Annotated in this window: 12 protein-coding genes and 1 tRNA gene; 4 read left to right on the top strand and 9 right to left on the bottom strand. The window is 47.8% G+C overall.

The window, feature by feature from the left end; translation table 11 throughout:
* Positions 1–39: 39 nt before the first annotated feature.
* The 9 genes from WBJ53_RS01390 to WBJ53_RS01350 all read right to left on the bottom strand — a co-directional run bounded on the left by WBJ53_RS01390 (position 40) and on the right by WBJ53_RS01350 (position 10518).
* The gene (locus tag WBJ53_RS01390) at positions 40–1347 is read right to left on the bottom strand and encodes a c-type cytochrome (protein ID WP_338874256.1); all 1308 of its coding nucleotides are present in this window, start codon (positions 1345–1347) and stop codon (positions 40–42) included.
* Between the two features lie 285 nt (positions 1348–1632).
* A complete protein-coding gene (locus WBJ53_RS01385) occupies positions 1633–3000 on the bottom strand; it encodes a hypothetical protein (protein ID WP_338874255.1) in 1368 nt (455 codons plus the stop codon).
* Between the two features lie 124 nt (positions 3001–3124).
* Positions 3125–3195: transfer RNA gene (locus WBJ53_RS01380), tRNA-Cys, on the bottom strand.
* A 139-nt stretch (positions 3196–3334) separates the two neighbouring features.
* Positions 3335–5119 (bottom strand): 30S ribosomal protein S1, encoded by a 1785-nt coding sequence (rpsA, locus tag WBJ53_RS01375; RefSeq protein WP_338874254.1) that lies wholly within the window; start codon positions 5117–5119, stop codon positions 3335–3337.
* Between the two features lie 245 nt (positions 5120–5364).
* The gene (locus tag WBJ53_RS01370; protein WP_338877138.1) at positions 5365–5880 is read right to left on the bottom strand and encodes an HNH endonuclease; all 516 of its coding nucleotides are present in this window, start codon (positions 5878–5880) and stop codon (positions 5365–5367) included.
* A gap of 101 nt (positions 5881–5981) precedes the next feature.
* Positions 5982–6443 (bottom strand): SsrA-binding protein SmpB, encoded by a 462-nt coding sequence (gene smpB / locus WBJ53_RS01365; RefSeq protein WP_338874253.1) that lies wholly within the window; start codon positions 6441–6443, stop codon positions 5982–5984.
* A gap of 565 nt (positions 6444–7008) precedes the next feature.
* Complete coding sequence (locus tag WBJ53_RS01360; RefSeq protein ID WP_338874252.1) at positions 7009–7617, bottom strand: OmpH family outer membrane protein; 609 nt, start codon at positions 7615–7617, stop codon at positions 7009–7011.
* A gap of 56 nt (positions 7618–7673) precedes the next feature.
* Positions 7674–8036 (bottom strand): hypothetical protein, encoded by a 363-nt coding sequence (locus WBJ53_RS01355; RefSeq protein WP_338874251.1) that lies wholly within the window; start codon positions 8034–8036, stop codon positions 7674–7676.
* 55 nt (positions 8037–8091) lie between these two features.
* The gene (locus tag WBJ53_RS01350; RefSeq protein ID WP_338874250.1) at positions 8092–10518 is read right to left on the bottom strand and encodes a penicillin acylase family protein; all 2427 of its coding nucleotides are present in this window, start codon (positions 10516–10518) and stop codon (positions 8092–8094) included.
* A 172-nt stretch (positions 10519–10690) separates the two neighbouring features.
* Here WBJ53_RS01350 and WBJ53_RS01345 point away from each other — a divergent pair, with 172 nt between their 5' ends.
* The 4 genes from WBJ53_RS01345 (at position 10691) to WBJ53_RS01330 (ending at position 17385) form a co-directional block, all read left to right on the top strand.
* Positions 10691–11275: an RNA polymerase sigma-70 factor gene (locus WBJ53_RS01345; protein WP_338874249.1), complete on the top strand. Its 585-nt coding sequence runs from the start codon at positions 10691–10693 to the stop codon at positions 11273–11275.
* 79 nt (positions 11276–11354) lie between these two features.
* Complete coding sequence (locus WBJ53_RS01340; RefSeq protein ID WP_338874248.1) at positions 11355–12365, top strand: FecR domain-containing protein; 1011 nt, start codon at positions 11355–11357, stop codon at positions 12363–12365.
* Entirely contained in the window at positions 12358–15825 is a 3468-nt protein-coding gene (locus WBJ53_RS01335) for a TonB-dependent receptor (RefSeq protein WP_338874247.1), read from the top strand. The genes WBJ53_RS01340 and WBJ53_RS01335 overlap by 8 nt, the downstream gene beginning before the upstream one ends.
* Before the next feature lie 24 nt (positions 15826–15849).
* Positions 15850–17385, top strand: a complete 1536-nt coding sequence (locus WBJ53_RS01330) for a RagB/SusD family nutrient uptake outer membrane protein (protein ID WP_338874246.1) — start codon at positions 15850–15852, stop codon at positions 17383–17385.
* Positions 17386–17400 lie beyond the last annotated feature (15 nt).

The following is a 17400-nucleotide window of genomic DNA, read 5'->3' as shown; positions in this document are numbered from 1 at the left end:
GTAATCGGTAAGATACCTACTGGGAGAGTCGGTGGGTGATTAATAGTGACATTTAGAACACTCAAGACCGCCGATGTTAGCCACTTTAAGCGGTTCCTTACTTTCTTTATTGTGCAAAGCCACTAGCTTGTCGTAGTAAGCGTTGTCTTTCGTATTGACTTCTGTTCTGCGGTGGCAATCAATACACCAGCCCATCGTTAGTGACGAACGTTGCTCTACAACTTCCATTTTTTCGATCTCACCGTGGCAGGTCTGGCATTGTACGTTACCTACATTTACGTGTTGCGCATGGTTAAAGTAAGCCAGGTCTGGAAGATTATGAACACGAATCCACTCAATAGGGCGGTTCTGTTCAATAGCAGTGTATATTTTCTGAATTTCCGGCGATTCTTTCTTAATAACACCGTGGCAATTCATACAAATATTAGCAGCTGGAATTGTTGCATTCTTACCTTTCTGAGCACCAGTATGGCAATAGTTACAATCAATTTTATACTGACCGGCATGAAGTTTATGCGAGTAGGCTATGGGCTGTTTAGGAGCGTAACCCTGCTGGATACCAATGCTGTAGGCACCATCAATCGTTTCCTTAGCAACTACCAGAATAAATAACCAAATAACAATTGAGCGGAGTGTCGAGTTGTTAAACGCATTCGACAGGCCTGTTTTCAGACGTTGGCCAAACGAACCGGCAGCTTCAGCACCTTCAGCCGTAGTGGGTGTTACGGCTTTAGACAGGATTGTTACAATTACCAGCAGTACGCCTAATACCAGAAGCATAACAACCAGCAAGGCAACCAGCACAAAGGTGAAGAGTTCCGATGGCCCGCTCGATGCAGCCGTAGCAGGTGCAACCGATTGATCTCCCGGAGTGCTTGGCCCTGCCTTAACAGGCGGGTTGCTAGCCTGGTCGATGTAGGCCAGAATGCCATCGATGTCAGCATCTGATAGATTCGGGAAACTCGACATCTGAACTTTACCGTTGGCGTTGAAAACCTGGTTGGCATACGCATCACCGGAAGCAATAACGGCCGATGAGTTGCGAATCCATTTGTGGAGCCAATCACGGCTTGGAGCACGCTGTTCGATCCCTTTCAGGCCGGGACCAACTACTTTTTCGTCCGTTACCGAATGACATTGTGCGCAGTTGTTGGTAAACAGACTTTTTCCTTTTTCGGCATCACCACTACCCCCTGACGCTGGTGTAGCTGCTGTTGCAGCCGCAGATGAGTCCTGCGCCTTTACCTGCGCCCCATTAATAAACAGGGCCAGAGACAGAGCAACTGCTCCGCAAAACCTAGACAAACGACTCATTTTTAGAGATCTATTCATTGAGTTGATCAACATAATCAGCACTGCCCTTTCATAGGCCCACAAAAGTACGACACGAATACTGTATCGGCAAAAGTTGATGTTTAGTTATTTTACGTTATCAATTTTATTTATATTGGTTCTAAGTAAGAATGAAATGCTGATTGTACTAATTTAAGCCAAATTTGGCTCATAGGGCTATACTGAAAAGGCTCGCCAGCATCTACTTCTTAAGAATCAATCAGATGAGAATATGAGTACATTACTTAAAATACGAAATTGGCAGAAAATATGACTATTAAAATATGCTTGAAATTGAAATTATTGACTTAAAAGAAGTTGGGCTCCAGACAAATATTCTAGCTGAGCAGGCAAATCATAGATAATCTGACGGGCATTTGCGGTATAGTTTTGCGGTAAAACAATAGCATGTTTTATGCGAACAACATCAGAAATTGATGGAATTTGTCCACAAGACCATATGGCCGGATCGTTCCAGTTTCCCGCCTGAACGGTGTAAAGCTCTCCATTACAAGGAGGCCCTAGCTTAACGAGCCAGGGAACTGGATTACTGCTTGTGTTTCCCTGCACATCGCCATCCATCGACGTAGTCGTTGCTAGAATTAAGTAGCCTCCGTCATCAGTAGCAATCGCACTTTTGATGACTTCGGCCGACGAACCACCTAGTTTTTTAAGCCAATTGGCTCCTTGTACTCCAACATTCAAAAGTCGCACATCGCCACCGTTTTCGTTGACTATATCCACGATCGTGTAGTTATTCGTACCGCCTGTGATCAGTGATTGTGTATTGGGAGTTCGATTTATCTGGCTAAAATCACTGCTAACATCTCCGTCTGCACTAATTCTGATCGTTCTCGTTCCAGAAGGATCTTCAGTACCTACAGCTATATACGAGTTCGCAAAAAAAGGATTCGGTATAACATCCTCTAAACTGTTACCGCTTAAGTCTTTTTTCCATACAGGGACAAGATCAGCGTTACATTTAGCGATCCAGGCAATCAAATTACCGTTTGATGTAGCCGTAGCGGCCGCGCCAAACAGTATGTAATTGCCATCATTTGTTTGAATGAGCCGATTAGTGACTGTGTAACCTGCAGCTAAATTCTGTACAGATTGACTGGCAGTTAAATTACCCTCAGTATCAATTTTATAGAGTATGGTTGATGTTCCGGAACGCCCATTCCGGGTATAATTTACAGCCAGGAAACCTCCATCAGTGGTATAAATTAAGGTTGTGAAAATTTGAGACACTAGACTATTACCCTCCTCGGGACGATCAGCAAATGGCTTCATCCATAAAATATTTCCACTAGCATCTATCCGAGCTACAGACCATTTTGAATTGTTGTGTACCAATACGCCGAAACCACCATCGGGTGTCGCTGTAATTAATTCAGCTATATTGCTATAGACAATGCTTTCAGGATAGGCAGGAAACGAGATTTGCCAAATCGTATTCCCTTGCTCCGACAATCGTAAAACTTTTCCCTGGCAAACCAGCGCATAACCACCGTTACTTGCTTTTATAGCCTGCAATGGAGCAAGGCCACCATTTGCAAGTACCCGCTGCCACTGGATGCCAGGAGGATAATGGGTTTGTGCTATAATCGATACGTTTACTAAACAGAGTAGAAAAACAAGCCTAAAGCGAATTAATATCTTAAGCATCTTTACCTGGAATAGATCGAATAAGTAGATAAAGAGAAAATCCGTAAGTATACATAGAAAAAGCCTAAGGCTTATCTGAAAAAATTTAAATTTTTTCAGATAAGCCTTAGGCTTTTAAAACTAGAGGTTCCGAGCGGATTCGAACCGCTGTAGGAGGTTTTGCAGACCTCTGCCTAGCCACTCGGCCACGGAACCATTTGCCTCAAATCAGGACCGTTCCCGATTCAGGACTGCAAACATACAGGTTTATCTCTTATTTCGGAAATGGTGTTGCAAAAAAAGTCCCCTGAACTTTTCAGAACAGGGGACTTCGCCATTATTCAGGAGCCGCAAACTAGTTACGACCTTCCATTTGCTCTTTCAAAGCGGCCAGTGCATCGAGGTCGCCCAGGGTAGCACCGCGCTCTGGCTGGCTCGACGTAGAAGCAGGTTTCGACGAAGTAGCTTTAGGCTTTTGCTCTTTTGCTGGTTCGTTTTTCTCCTGCCACGTTTTCGTGTGCGACAGCATAATGCGCTTCTCTTCTTTCGAGAACTCGGTTACTTTAAAGTCGAGGGTTTCGCCAACTTCAGCAAACGTACCGTCTTCCTTAGAGAGATTCTTCAGCGACGAGAACCCTTCGATACCGTAGGGCAGCTCAAGCGTTGCCATCTTATCGTTTTTGCTGATAATTGTGCAACGGTGCGTTGTTCCCACTGCGAATACGGTTTCGAACGTATCCCATGGGTTCTCTTCCAGTTGCTTATGGCCCAGTGCCAAACGACGGTTTTCGATGTCGAGTTCCAGAACAACAACCTCTAGTTCTTCACCAACTTTGATAAAGTCGGAAGGATGTTTCACTTTCTTGGTCCACGACAGATCCGATACGTGTACCAGACCATCGATACCTTCTTCCAGTTCGAGGAACAGACCGAAGTTGGTCAGGTTACGAACTACGCCTTTGTGTTTGGTACCAACGGCATATTTCGCACGCAGTTCTGGACGGGTCCAGGGGTCTTCGGTCAGTTGTTTGATACCGAGCGACATTTTCCGGTCGGCACGGTCGAGTGTGAGCACAACAGCTTCCACTTCGTCGCCCACTTTCAGGAACTCCTGTGGGTTACGAAGGTGCTGCGACCACGACATTTCTGATACGTGAATCAGGCCTTCTACACCCGGCATAATTTCGAGGAACGCCCCGTAGTCGGCAACGTTCACGATTTTGCCTTTCACTTTCGAACCAACCTGAATATCTTCTGGCAGTGCGTCCCATGGGTGAGCCTGAAGTTGCTTCATACCCAGCGAAATCCGCTTCTTGTCTTCGTCGAAATCCAGAACCACCACATTGACTTTCTGGTCGAGGTGCAGTACTTCTGAAGGATGACTGATGCGCCCCCACGAAATATCGGTAATGTGCAGCAGACCATCGACACCACCCAGATCGATGAATACACCGAAGTTGGTCATGTTTTTGATCACACCTTCCAATACCTGGCCTTTTTCGAGGTTGTTGAGGATTTGTGTGCGTTGAGCTTCGAGGTCTTTTTCGATCAGGACTTTGTGCGAAACGACCACGTTATCGTTTGCATAGTTGATCTTAACGACCTTAACTTCCATTTTCTTACCAACAAAAATATCGAAATCACGAATCGGCTTCACGTCGATTTGCGATCCTGGTAAGAACGCTTCGATACCAAAAATATCCACAATCAGACCACCCTTCGTCCGGCGCTTCACGAAGCCATCGATCACGAGGTCTTCGTCCAGAGCTTTCTGAATTTTCTGCCATGCGGTAATGACTTTCGCTTTTTTGCGCGACAGTACCAACTGGCCATTTGGGTCTTCCTGATTTTCTACATAAACTTCAATCTCATCACCCATTTTCAGGTCCGGCATATCCCGAAATTCGGAAGCTGGAACCAACCCGTCCGACTTGAAGCCGATGTTGAGCAGTACCTCACGGTCTGTAATCCCAACCACGGTTCCCATCACCACTTCTTTCTCTTTAACCTCCGACAGGGTGTTGTCGTAGAGTTCCTGTAATCGGCTGCGCTCCGCATCCGAATAGCCACTTCCGAATCCTTTGTTGTCTGCCCGGTCCCAATCAAATGCCGGCAGTTCGCGTTGCTGCGTTTTGCTCATAAAAAAAGTTTCCTTGACCCACTCAGTACATCAGTCCGTGGGTCAATGGCGGACTGACTTTTAGTTGTAAATAGAGTATTTCCAAAAAGGACTGCAAAGATAGCAATTGGTTTTCGAAAAAAGTTTCTAACCGCCCAAAAGTCTTTGAAATTGAGCACAAAACAATAAAAACGAGACGGGTGGTCAGATAAAAGGACCGTTGTTTTCCCTTTTATCTGACCACCCGTCTCGTTTTTTAGGTAATTCTATTGAAACGCTTTTTCTTTTTTGCTTAAAAATGGCATCCAGCTCTGTTCGATAGAGCCCGAAAATTCGCGCAGGAATACTAAAAATGTTGGCCTAAACGGTTTCTGACGCAATTTCATATTAGCCTCTTCGGGGGTATAGTCGCCTTTACGGGAGTTGCATCGTTTGCAGGCGGTAGCGAGATTATCCCAACTGGTTTTTCCTCCTCGCGATTTTGGCAGAACGTGGTCGAGCGTCAGGTCTTCTGAGGTTCCGCAGTACTGGCAATGGTGTCCGTCGCGCTTGAAAATATTCTGCCGGGTAAGCATTACGCCTTTGTAGGGCAGACTCACGTATCGATGTAACCGGATAACCGACGGCATCGGGAACTCCGCTGAGACGGTTCGGAGCATAAATTGCTCGGATTCGGCGATGAGTTCAGCTTTTTCTAAAAAAACCAGCAAAAATGCTTTTGGAACGGAGCAGATGCTGAGTGCACTGTAATCTTGATTTAAGACTAATACTTTCCTGCCCATATCGCGTTTAAATGCCTCTGTACGGTAGCAAGTTACAGAGTTATCCACATAACGACAAGAGTTGTCGGAAATTTAGTAGGCAATGGTCAAACGACTAGCCATCAGTAACGTTCCCGCTGTAAATCGCGTGTTACCTCCCGTTCTTTAATGCTATCGCGTTTATCGTAAAGCTTTTTACCTTTTGCCAGGGCAATTTCTATTTTCGCAAACCCCCGGTCGTTTGTAAACAGCCGAATTGGTACAATCGTCAGCCCCTGATCCTTCAGTTTTTCGGTAAGGCGTTTAATTTCCCGCTTTGTCAGCAATAGTTTCCGATCGCGCAGTGGTTCATGATTATAGTGTGTACCTTCTGTATATAACGAAATATTCATCTGGCGAATAAACAACTCCTCGCCATGAATAAGGCAGTAGGCATCCTGTAAATTTACTTTGCCCTGACGGACTGATTTTATTTCGGTACCTGTCAGCACAATACCAGCTGTATACGTTTCCAGAAACGAGTATTCAAACGATGCCCGGCGGTTGCGAATGTCAACCTGTTTAATGATAGAAGCAGAGGCCATGTACTAAATGTATAGTCTATGATGACTGAACGTTGCCAAAGTTGTGGCGTTGCCCTCATCAATCAGAGTGTAAGTCAAGTTAATCAGGCTACAAATGTAATCTGGTAAGACCAACAACACCGGAAATTAATCAGAGGTTTACGGCATCAGAAAAAATTTGATCCCTTTTCGGAAGCGAGTCGCCTGGTGGGTCGGTGCCTGCGTTCCGCAGAACGGTATCAAAGTCACAGCCTCAAGACCCGATACAACACCGACCCAAACCAAAGCGATATTGGTATAAAGCTAAGCTGGTATTTTAAGCCAGTAGCACTACTGCTTTTTTTGCAAAAACAGTGCCCCATCTGTATTCCCAGCCTTTATAAATAGTTTTATGGAGGCTAAGTTTATTGAGGGGCGTTGGCTATAACTCGTAATTGATGAATCAGACTAGTCGGTTGCTCATATCAAGAATGATGCCATAGTTATGGTTTCATGAGCCAATCAGAAACAGCTCGCCCTAAAAAAGGTGCTCCTTTCTTCATGAAATCCGAAGAAAGGAGCACCTTTTTTAGGGAGGTAGCTACAGCTATTTTTTAGGCTGCTTAGGCGTCTGGGTGCTCTGGTACTCTTTATTCAGGCCCTCCAGAATTTTGCTGGTCTGGTCGTTGTCGGTATCAGCAAAAAGGATTCCTCCCCCTTTAGTAAAGCCCAGTACAAACTCATATTTGTTTTGAGCATTTTGCTTTTTCAGGTAGTCGAAAATCCGGTCATATAGCTCTTTATTTTTCTCCTGCTCTTCCAGGGCCAGGTTTTGGGCTGCCCGCTCGCGGTAAGCCAGAATGTCCTGCTGCTCTTTCTGAAGCGATGCCTCAGTGGCCCGACCTTGTTCCTGAGTCATAGTAGCCGCCCGTTGCTGAAAGAAGGCTACTTTATTTTGCAGATTACGTCCTTTTGTCGTCAATTCGTTTTCGAGTTGGAAACGTTTGCTTTCCAGCACTTTCTGCGTGTCTTTAAAATAGTCGTATTTTGTTAGCAGCGAATCTACATTCACATACACTATAGCTTTGCCTTTTGCTTCGGCAGGAATGGCTGTGGCAGGAGCGGTTTCGGACTGATGATCTTTAAAATGAAGATAATAGAGAACAGCTACGGCGATTGTCAAGATGACGTTCAGAATTAATGAGGCATTCTTCACAGGAAAAAAGATTGGTTAGTTGCAAGTTTATCCTACAAATGTAGGAGATTTCCGGTTCAGGAAATACGATTTATTGTTTGATTTCCGGTGACTTGCCGAACGAAGTAGCCTGATAGTCCGGCAAAACCGCCTACCAGCCCCCCCACAAGTGCGGTTATGATTAATGGCAAGGCCGTATTGGCCGTCTGAAAAAGTAGCTGGCTCATGCGACCGGTGAAAATACCATCCGTACGCAGATGGATCAGTAATGCATAGCCTCCCCATAACAAAGTAATGCCTGCAAATCCGTAAAAAAAAGCCAGGCTGGCGCGCGAACTACGCCAAAAGCATACCAGAAAGGCAACAATGGCCAAACTCCACCAGGGCAACACAAGCTGAGCCAATAAGCCAAGAACGACAATTAAAATTAGTTGAATCATGAGGGGAACGCAGCCAGAAAGCCGCCCTATTTTTTATAATATTCGATAACTCGCACTAGTTAAGAATCAACTTGCGTTTCAGATGCGGATTTTTATCCTGCGCCGTTTGTAAATAAACCAGTTCGTTGAGTTGGCCCTGGCGCCAGGTTTCGATCATGTTCTGATAGTTGGGATTGCCCGGATTGCCCGACTGCCCCCCCGGATACACGCCATAAGCTCTGGGAGTTGGCCCCAGCTCAACAACCATTCGCCACGAAGGGCCGGTTCGTTCGGTAGTAGCGTTCACAATATTACTACCTCCACCCATTTGCACATGTAAAGCACTGAAGGCATCCAGGCCCGGCACCAGATGCCGAATCGCTGTTGCCTTATGCCTGCTCCACTCCCAGGATGGTCCAACAGGACCGTGTTTTTTTATGAGCGAATCGCAGGTGGCCCGCAAACTGCTGGTTAACACATCGGCCAGGCTTTCAACTGGTTTTGTTTTTACGTTATCGAACCAATGTGATTTAGGGTCGCGCTCAATAAGGGTCAGTGTTCGATCGAAGCTGGGCAGACGCATCAGCACAGTATCGCCCCGGTCAAATTCATCTTTCCAGATAGCGTCGGTCAACTGACGGTTCCATTCTGTAAAGATCGTTGCCCCAATTGAGCTGGTGTCATTCTGGTATTTCCAATCGTTAAGTATAGCAAAAACCTTAGCATACTCACCCGTTAGTGCCTGTGCATTAATGTTTGAGAGCAGTTTAGGAAGAGACATCGCAGCCCTCAAATTGTACACATCGTTTTGTAACCGACGCATACTATCGGTCGTAACGTGCTGCATTGCTGCCAGGCGCTGGTTAATTCGTATTCCACGCTCGGCCGGAGCAAATTGCCAGTTAATATAGTAAGGATAGGTAGGATCTGTCGAAAACTGATTGGCAGAACTGACAAAACCTCTGGGCGGATTTTTCACGCGCGGATTTTGTGCGGCCGGAATCCAGCCCTGCCAGTCATTGGCCGGATTAGTACCATCGAGCAGATACTTTCCCTGTTCTTTCCACTTCAACGGAAACTTACCGTTTGGCGAAATAGCAATGTCTTTATGTACATCGGCAAAAATAAAGTTCTGAGCGGGCGCTCCATAATAAGCTAATGACCGAACGTAGTCGTCATAGTTTTTGGCCCGGTTCAGGATATAGTAGCAGTGTAATTCGTTGGTAGGTTCGTGTGCAATCCAGCGGGCAGCATAGCCCGACGGAATGTTAGCCCGAAAACCACGCTGCCCAGCCTGATTGACTATAGGTCCGTGGTGAGTGTAATATACGGTATCGATCACATCGGGTTTGCCTTTTACTTTAATTACTTCGAGCCGGCGCCGAACGGGTTTCCAGACTCCCCCATGAAGGTATTCCTCTTTGCGTGCATCGCGAAACCGGATTTTATAGAAATCAAGCACATCGGCACCAACATTGGTAACTCCCCAGGCAATGTCTTTATTGAATCCAATAATAACACCTGGCGAACCCGGCAGCGATACTCCGCAGGCATTCATCGTTGGCGAAACCAGTTGAATTTGGTACCAGATTGATGGCAAACTCAGTGTCAGGTGTGGATCGTTGGCCAGAATGGGATACCCTGTAGCCGATTTCTGAGCACTTACGGCCCAGTTATTACTCCCAATTTCTGGATTGCCGACGGGCCAGTTCATTGCAATTGGGTTCGCTACCGATGGCGAATCGGGCGGTTTAGGAATCGCCAATGGTTTGAAATCCCATTTTGTTCCGGGCGGAATAATTGGGTCTTCGTGAGTAGGATAGTCCGGAAAGAGATCATTGGTAACAGCCCTTCCAAATACCTGTTGTATATTACTCATTTGGAGGTCATCGGCTCCGCTGGCCAACGTGCTGGTCATAGCTTTGAGCAACAAGGCACATTTCAATGCCGACCAGGGTTCAGGTGTATACCCCAGCAATTTATATTCGATGGGATAATCGGCGGGTTTCAGTTGTGCAATCCAGGCATTTACACCTGCCGTATAAGCTTCCACAATCAGCTTCGCCGTATCGTCGCTCATCATTGCTTTCAGCGCCTGTTCGGCCCCATACCCCATCCCGATTTCCCGGTTGAACCGATCGAGGGGAAGCGCTCGTTCGCCAACCACTTCAGAGAGACGACCAGCAGCAGCATGAGTCTGAAATTCCATTTGCCAAAGCCGATCGCGGGCCGTAAGGTAACCCTGAGCAAAATAGACGTCGTGATCGTTCTGTGCAAAAACGTGTGGTACGGCCATATCGTCGAAGACAACCGTAACAGGAGCCTGAGTACCTTTTAAGTCGATTTCCTCATCGGAGTCGCGTACAGATTCAGCATTTTGCCAAAATCCGGTAAACGGACTCAGCAAAGCCCCAAAGGCCGGAACGGCACCCCAGGATCGATTTAATGCCCAGATAAGAAGAACGGTAACTAACGAAATGAGTACAGCTTTTAAATAGCGCATGGAAAGTGAAAAAGCCAATAGAATGGTTCAGGTTGTAATTTTACTATTGCATCCAACAAATAAAAAGTATTCTTTTCCTAATCGAAACAATTCTTACTACATTTGTTCGCTCGAGTATTTTTTTTGCGCCTTCTGAATGTAACCGTTCGCAGTGCCCCTGCATCTACCTCCTATGGAACTGACGGATACGGAATTGACGCTTCGTTTGAAACAGCACGATGAGGCTGCGTTCGAAACTTTGTTTCGGCGATATTACCATTATCTGTACAGCATTTCAATTCAATACGTGAAAGATCCAGCCCTTGCCGAAGATGCCCTCCAGGAGGTGTACCTGAAGCTTTGGACTCATCGCGAACAATTAGACGAATCGCAATCGGTTAGAAACTATCTCGCAACAGCTATGCGCCACCAAATGATCAATATGCTTCGCGACGAAAAGCGGGCTATTTTGCGCCACCTCAGCCACCAGTCGACTCAACCAGATGTAGACACATCAACCGAAGAAGCGCTGGTACTGAGCGAATATGGGTCGGTAGTGCTCGATGGACTGCGGCAGCTTTCTGCCCAACGCCGGTTGGTATTTATTTTACGTTCAGAAAAAGGACTGACAAACGAAGAAGTTGCCTCGCAGCTTGAGATTTCCATAAACACCGCTAAAGTTCAGTATTATCATGCCTGCCGTTTTCTGCGCGATTACCTGCGGCAACATGCCGGCATTGAAGCCATGATTGTTTGGCTGGCCGTTTTTTGTAATTAAGCCTGAACTTTTTTTTCGATTCCAATAATACTTCCTGCTTCGGGTGGTGTATAGAGAGCATACTGGCTTTCCTACACCTATGACCGAATCATTACTCCAACGGTACTTTACCAATCAGGTAAGCCCCGACGAAGCTCGGCGCGTACTTGATTGGTTTACTACTGAAGAAGGTCGGCTGTATCTGACTACCCGACTCAATAATCAACTCGGTGCTGCCGACTGGCATGCCCCGCCAGACGTTCCTGCTCCCGATGCCGACCAACTGCTCAATGCCATCAGGCAACGTATTGCGTCGGCCCAATCTCAACCAACCATACGCCGGATTAACTGGTTCAGCCAGCCTATACGATGGGCCGCCGTTTTTGTGGGGGCTCTCTTACTGGCCACGGGTACCTTTTTTGGCTATCGGGCGCTAAACCCAGCCGATCTGGTCGAGCACACCGCCTTTGGCAAAACAACCCGGCTCACGCTACCCGATGGCTCCACTGTTGCCCTTAACGGCAACAGTTGTCTGCGCTATGCGCCTTCCTGGAAAAGTGGACAGACTCGCGAGGTCTGGCTGGAAGGAGAAGGGTTCTTTCAGGTTACCCATCAACGCAATCACGAACGGTTTGTAGTCCATTTGCCAAACAAACTAAACATCGAAGTGCTGGGAACTCAGTTCAATGTGCTGGCCCGTAAGAGCCACGCCAAAGTAGTGCTGACCACTGGGAAAATCCAGCTCGATGTCGGAAATCAGACCAGCCAAAAACTAGTAATGCACCCGGGCGATCTGGTTTATGCCGACGTAGCTACTAAAGAATATTATCGCAGACGAGTCGATGCAGAAGCGCAGTCGGCCTGGCGAACAGGCAAACTGAAATTCGACGGAATCACCCTGCTGGAAGTAGCTCAGATGCTGGAAGACACCTACGGAGTACAGATAACAATTACCGATCCGGACTTACGGCGCCAAACGCTATCGGGCACGATACCGAACCAATCGATGCAAACCATCCTGAATGGTCTATCGACCGTATTTGACTTGCGAATTACTCAACATACTAATCAGATCACGATTCAACGTACTAGCCACCCTGATCATGAATAAACAACTAATCGTACTGGGGTCGTTGCTATTGGTTGGGACTTTACCAGTCCGAGCGCAACTTCTTGCCTCAAGCACCCGATATGCTTCTTACCTGACTCAGGCCGCAGACACCCGGCAACTTACATTACGCAGCGCATTAGCTGAACTAGAACAACACTTTGGGGTTTCGTTCATCTACCCTACCAACCTGGTCGATACCAAAGTGCAGATGCCCATCCGCCATAGCCAGAATCTGGAAGCAGAGTTAACCTACCTCCTGACCAATAAAGACCTGACCTATCGGAAAGTGCAGCCCAAATTTTACGCTATCGTTTCAACCAAGGAAAAAAACAGTAAGCTTTTTCGAAAAATCGAGCAAATCGAAACCAAAACCAGTCCCGATCAGGCATCAGCCCCAATAAGCCTACCCGACCGAACACTGGACAAACTGGAACGCATTGGCTGGTCGATGACATCTGGTAATCCACAGGCCGATATTACCGGCAAAGTAACCGACAAAAATGGTCAGGGCATTCCGGGAGTAAGTGTGGTCATCAAAGGGACAAACCGGGGAACAACCACCGACGTACAGGGAAATTACGCCCTGAACGCAGCCAATAATGCCACATTGGTATTCAGCTTTGTAGGTTATGTATCGCAGGAAGTTGCCGTGGCCAATCGGAGCCGGGTTAACGTAACCTTAATCGACGATGTAAAAGCGCTAAGCGAAGTTGTTGTTGTAGGCTATGGAACGCAGAAACGGGCATCGGTAACGGGTGCCATTTCATCTATTTCAGCGCAGGAAGTAACGCAGTTACCCGTTCCAAGTGTTGAACAGGCTATTCAGGGGCGCGTACCGGGCGTCAATGTGGTTTCCAATGGATCGCCAGGCGAAACACCTATTGTTCGCATCCGGGGGATTGGCTCAATCAACTACGCAGCTAATCCATTGTACGTTATCGACGGTTTCCCAACAAGCGATCTGAATAACTTCGACACGCGGGATATTGAATCGGTCGATGTACTGAAAGATGCTTCCTCTGCCGCTATCTACGGTTCACGGGCGGCAAATGGTGTCATCATTATTACAACAAAAAAAGGGTCTTCCGACGGAAAACTGCACGTGAGTTACGACGGTTACGTAGGTACCCAAAGCGCCTGGCGCCAGCTCGACCTGCTGAATCGCGACGAATATATTCAGTATGGTACAGCTCTTCGCACCAATGCGGGCCAACCCGTACCCGCCCGCTTTGCCAATATGAACCAGCCAATCTACGCGGGTGCTACGCAAACCTATGCCCAAACGGACACCGATTGGCAAAAAGCCATGTTCCGCAATGCTCCCATTACGCAGCACAGTGTTCAGTTGTCGGGCGGAAATGAGAAGTCACGGTTTTATTCGTCGATGGGCTATTTCGATCAGCAGGGAATTATGATCGGTACGGGCTACAAACGGGGCAATTTCCGCATCAACTCCGACCATACGATCAGCAAACGATTCTCGTTCGGGCAATCGCTGACGATTTCATACGACGACAAACTCAACGAAGTAAGTGCCGGTGGGCGGACGCAGGTGCAGAACATGATCCGTATGACACCCTACATGCCTATTGAAGATCCTACCTTACTCGGCGGCTATCGAGGTCCCGATGGTTCTGATGGCTCCGACCCACAAAATCCCGTACGGGCGGCTTTACAGGATCAGAGCAATACCCAACGCATGAAAATTTTAGGAAGCGCTTATCTGGATGTGAAGCTGTTTGACGGTCTGACCTACCGGATTCGGGGCGGTATCGACTACGTGTCGGCCCGGACGTATTCGTTCCTGCCGATCTATAACGAAAGCTTCAACGCCAGAGCCCTCGCCAGTCTATCCGATGATCGTTACACCTATACTTCCCCTTTGATTTCTAACCAGTTAACGTATGAGAAGACGTTTGGCAAACATACCATCAATGTGGTAGCAGTAGCCGAGCGTCAGGCCGGCCGAATGCTCGAAATTGTTGGTACGGGCCAGGCGTCTTCAAATACGATTCGCGAATTAAACGCCATCATCAGCACTAGTGCGGGCCTGACAGGTACCCGTTCAGAGAATGTGCTGCTGTCGTATGTAGGGCGTCTTAATTACGAATACGCGGGTAAATATCTGTTGGGGGCCACGTTCCGGCGCGACGGCTCGTCACGCTTCGCACCTGGCAAAAAGTGGGGTAACTTCCCCTCAGTTTCGGCCGGTTGGCGCATCAGCGAAGAGCCTTTCCTGAAAAATGTACCAACCATTTCAGAATTAAAAATCCGGGCCAGCTACGGTACAATGGGCTTCAATGGCATCGGAGATTATTCGTGGCAGGTAGCGGTATCCCAAAATACCAATGCCATAATTGGGGGCGATACCCGAACGCAGGGCACCTACTTCGACAGGCTCGGCAATACCGACCTGAGTTGGGAGGTTACCAAAATGAGCAACTTTGGGCTTGATCTGGGTCTGCTCAATAATAGCATTACTCTGTCGGCCGAAGTGTATCAGCGCAACACCGATGGATTGATACTGAATCAACCGATTGCACCTTCCATTGGCTATACACAATCGCCGATTGTGAACGTGGGTAGTATGCGCAACAACGGGGTCGAGTTTCAGTTGGGTTATAATAAATCGAAAGGAGCGTTGCGGTTTAATGCATCCGGCAATATCAGTTTTATACGAAACAAAGTGCTCAGTCTGGGGCCAACTGTATCGCCCCTGCTCAATGGAGCCAATGCCGACTATGGCGGCTTCGACATTACCCGCACCGAAGCAGGGCAACCAATCCAATATTTCTACGGCTGGAAAGTAGCCGGGATTTTCCAGAGTGCCGACGAGGTTAAAGCCGCTCCCACGCAGGATAACGCTCAACCAGGCGATTTGCGGTTTGTTGATGCCAACGGCGATGGTAAGATTGACGCCAGCGACCGGGTCAATCTGGGTAGCTTTCTGCCTAACTTTACCTATGGTCTTAACCTTTCGGCCAATTACCGGGGTTTCGATGCATCACTGTTCTTTCAGGGGGTGCAGGGCAACAAAATTTACAACGGCGTAAAAGTTATTGAACAAGGAATGCTCCGGTTATTCAATGCCGGAACCGACGTACTGCGCGCCTGGACGCCCACCAATACCAACACTGATGTTCCGCGCGCTGTTGATGGCGACCCCAACGGCAACTCTCGCACATCGGATCGGTTTATTGAAGATGGCTCGTATCTACGACTCAAAAACCTCTCCATTGGCTATACAATACCTGTTGCAGCCCTGCAGTCGTTCTCGCGTGGCACCCTTAGCCGGGCACGCATCTACGTAGCCTCTACAAACCTACTGACGTTCACCAAGTATACGGGCTATGACCCAGAGGTCGGCTCCCGCTCGAACGGTACGCTTACCAACGGTATCGACTACGGTCAGTTCCCACAGGCTCGTACATTGATGGTTGGTCTACAACTTGGTTTTTAAGCAACAGATCTAAACACCGGCACTATGAAATCGACATACTGGACAACAGGTATAGTGACCATGGGACTGTTCTTCGGATGCAGCACCAGCAGCCTTGACAAAATAAATCCGAATCAGATTATTACCGAGAGTTATTACAAAACCGCGGATGAGTTAGTAAAGGGCGTTAATGCCACCTATGCAATCTGGCAAAGCGCCAATCTGGTTGCCCGCGAGTGGTGGTTTCTGCACGACCTCCGCTCCGACGATGTAGCCACAGGTGGCGGGCAGCTCGAAGCCCCCCGAAACCAGTTGTTGATTGGCGCACAAAATCCCGGAAACTCCGTTGCCTTTGCCGTCTGGAATGGCCTATATCGGGCTATTCACCGGGCCAATGTCGTAATTGACAATGCTGCGAACGGAACCGACAACCCAACGCTCACCAAACGGGCAGTCGCGGAAGCCAAATTTCTGCGGGCAATGGCCTATTTCGATCTGGTTACACTTTGGGGTAGCGCTCCGCTTTACACCAGCTACGTAACCGCTGTAGACGGCACTAAACCCAAGGCTTCAGTTGAGGAGATTTATACCTTACTCACAACCGACTTACAGGCGATTCAGACCGATTTGCCAGCATCGTATGCTGGGGCCGATCTGGGGCGTGCTACCAAAGGAGCCGCTCAGGCATTGCTGGCCCGCATATACATGCAAAAAGGCGATTATGCCAACGCAAAAACGCAGCTTCAGGCAATTATCAGTTCGGGCCTATATAAGTTGACCGATGAGTATAACGACAATTTCATTGAAGAAACCGAGTTCAACTCTGAATCTATTTTTGAAATTGGCTATTCTAAAATTGGTGACTTCAACTGGGATGCCGACGGCAACGATAATGGTGCTAATGAAACAATGGCCCGAAGCCAGGAATATTCGGCTATTGGATGGCGCAATCTGATCCCTTCGGATGGCCTGTTGGCCGACTATGAAAACACGGCCAAAGGCGACACCAAAACCGATCCCCGCCTGAAATACAACTTCTATTTCATTGGAGATACCTACAACAACGGCAATAACGTCCTGATGGAATCGCAGGTGCAGGGTAATACGTCTATGTTTAACGGTACGGCTCAGAAAATCAGTTGGCGCAAATACACCGCCATGTACAAAAACAACGAGACCTATTACACTTCGGGCATCAACATGCGGCTGATTCGTTACGCCGAAGTGTTGCTGATGATGGCCGAAGCAGAAAATGAAACAGGCAACTCTGCCAATGCCATTACGTTGCTCAATCAGATTCGGGCCCGGAAGAGCGTGGCGATGCCTGCTTACCCAACGGCCAACTACCCCGTAAACAGCAAGGACGAAGTGTTCCGCACTATTGTTCACGAGAAACGGGTAGAACAGGCTGGTGAGCAGATTCGCAATCGGGATATTCTGCGCTGGCGAGCCCAGAACAAACTAAAAACTGAGCCTATTTCCTACTTCGCAAAAGGGAAACAGGAGCTTCTACCCATACCACAACAAGAGTTAGACAACAACAGCAAACTAACTCAACAAGACCAAAATCCGGGCTATTAGCGATTTACCAACCTA

Source organism: Spirosoma sp. SC4-14 (assembly GCF_037201965.1).
Taxonomy (GTDB): Bacteria; Bacteroidota; Bacteroidia; order Cytophagales; family Spirosomataceae; genus Spirosoma.
The sequence above is the reverse complement of the archived record's forward strand: the minus strand, read 5'-3'. Positions and strand labels throughout refer to the sequence as shown.

Bases quoted from the DNA above. Each gene is read 5' to 3' on its own strand.
- WBJ53_RS01390 (WP_338874256.1), bottom strand. From the start codon at position 1,347: ATGTTGATCAACTCAATGAATAGATCTCTAAAAATGAGTCGTTTGTCT.
- WBJ53_RS01385 (WP_338874255.1), bottom strand. From the start codon at position 3,000: ATGCTTAAGATATTAATTCGCTTTAGGCTTGTTTTTCTACTCTGTTTA.
- rpsA (WP_338874254.1), bottom strand. From the start codon at position 5,119: ATGAGCAAAACGCAGCAACGCGAACTGCCGGCATTTGATTGGGACCGG.
- WBJ53_RS01370 (WP_338877138.1), bottom strand. From the start codon at position 5,880: ATGGGCAGGAAAGTATTAGTCTTAAATCAAGATTACAGTGCACTCAGC.
- smpB (WP_338874253.1), bottom strand. From the start codon at position 6,443: ATGGCCTCTGCTTCTATCATTAAACAGGTTGACATTCGCAACCGCCGG.
- WBJ53_RS01355 (WP_338874251.1), bottom strand. From the start codon at position 8,036: ATGATTCAACTAATTTTAATTGTCGTTCTTGGCTTATTGGCTCAGCTT.
- WBJ53_RS01350 (WP_338874250.1), bottom strand. From the start codon at position 10,518: ATGCGCTATTTAAAAGCTGTACTCATTTCGTTAGTTACCGTTCTTCTT.
- WBJ53_RS01345 (WP_338874249.1), top strand. From the start codon at position 10,691: ATGGAACTGACGGATACGGAATTGACGCTTCGTTTGAAACAGCACGAT.
- WBJ53_RS01340 (WP_338874248.1), top strand. From the start codon at position 11,355: ATGACCGAATCATTACTCCAACGGTACTTTACCAATCAGGTAAGCCCC.
- WBJ53_RS01335 (WP_338874247.1), top strand. From the start codon at position 12,358: ATGAATAAACAACTAATCGTACTGGGGTCGTTGCTATTGGTTGGGACT.
- WBJ53_RS01330 (WP_338874246.1), top strand. From the start codon at position 15,850: ATGAAATCGACATACTGGACAACAGGTATAGTGACCATGGGACTGTTC.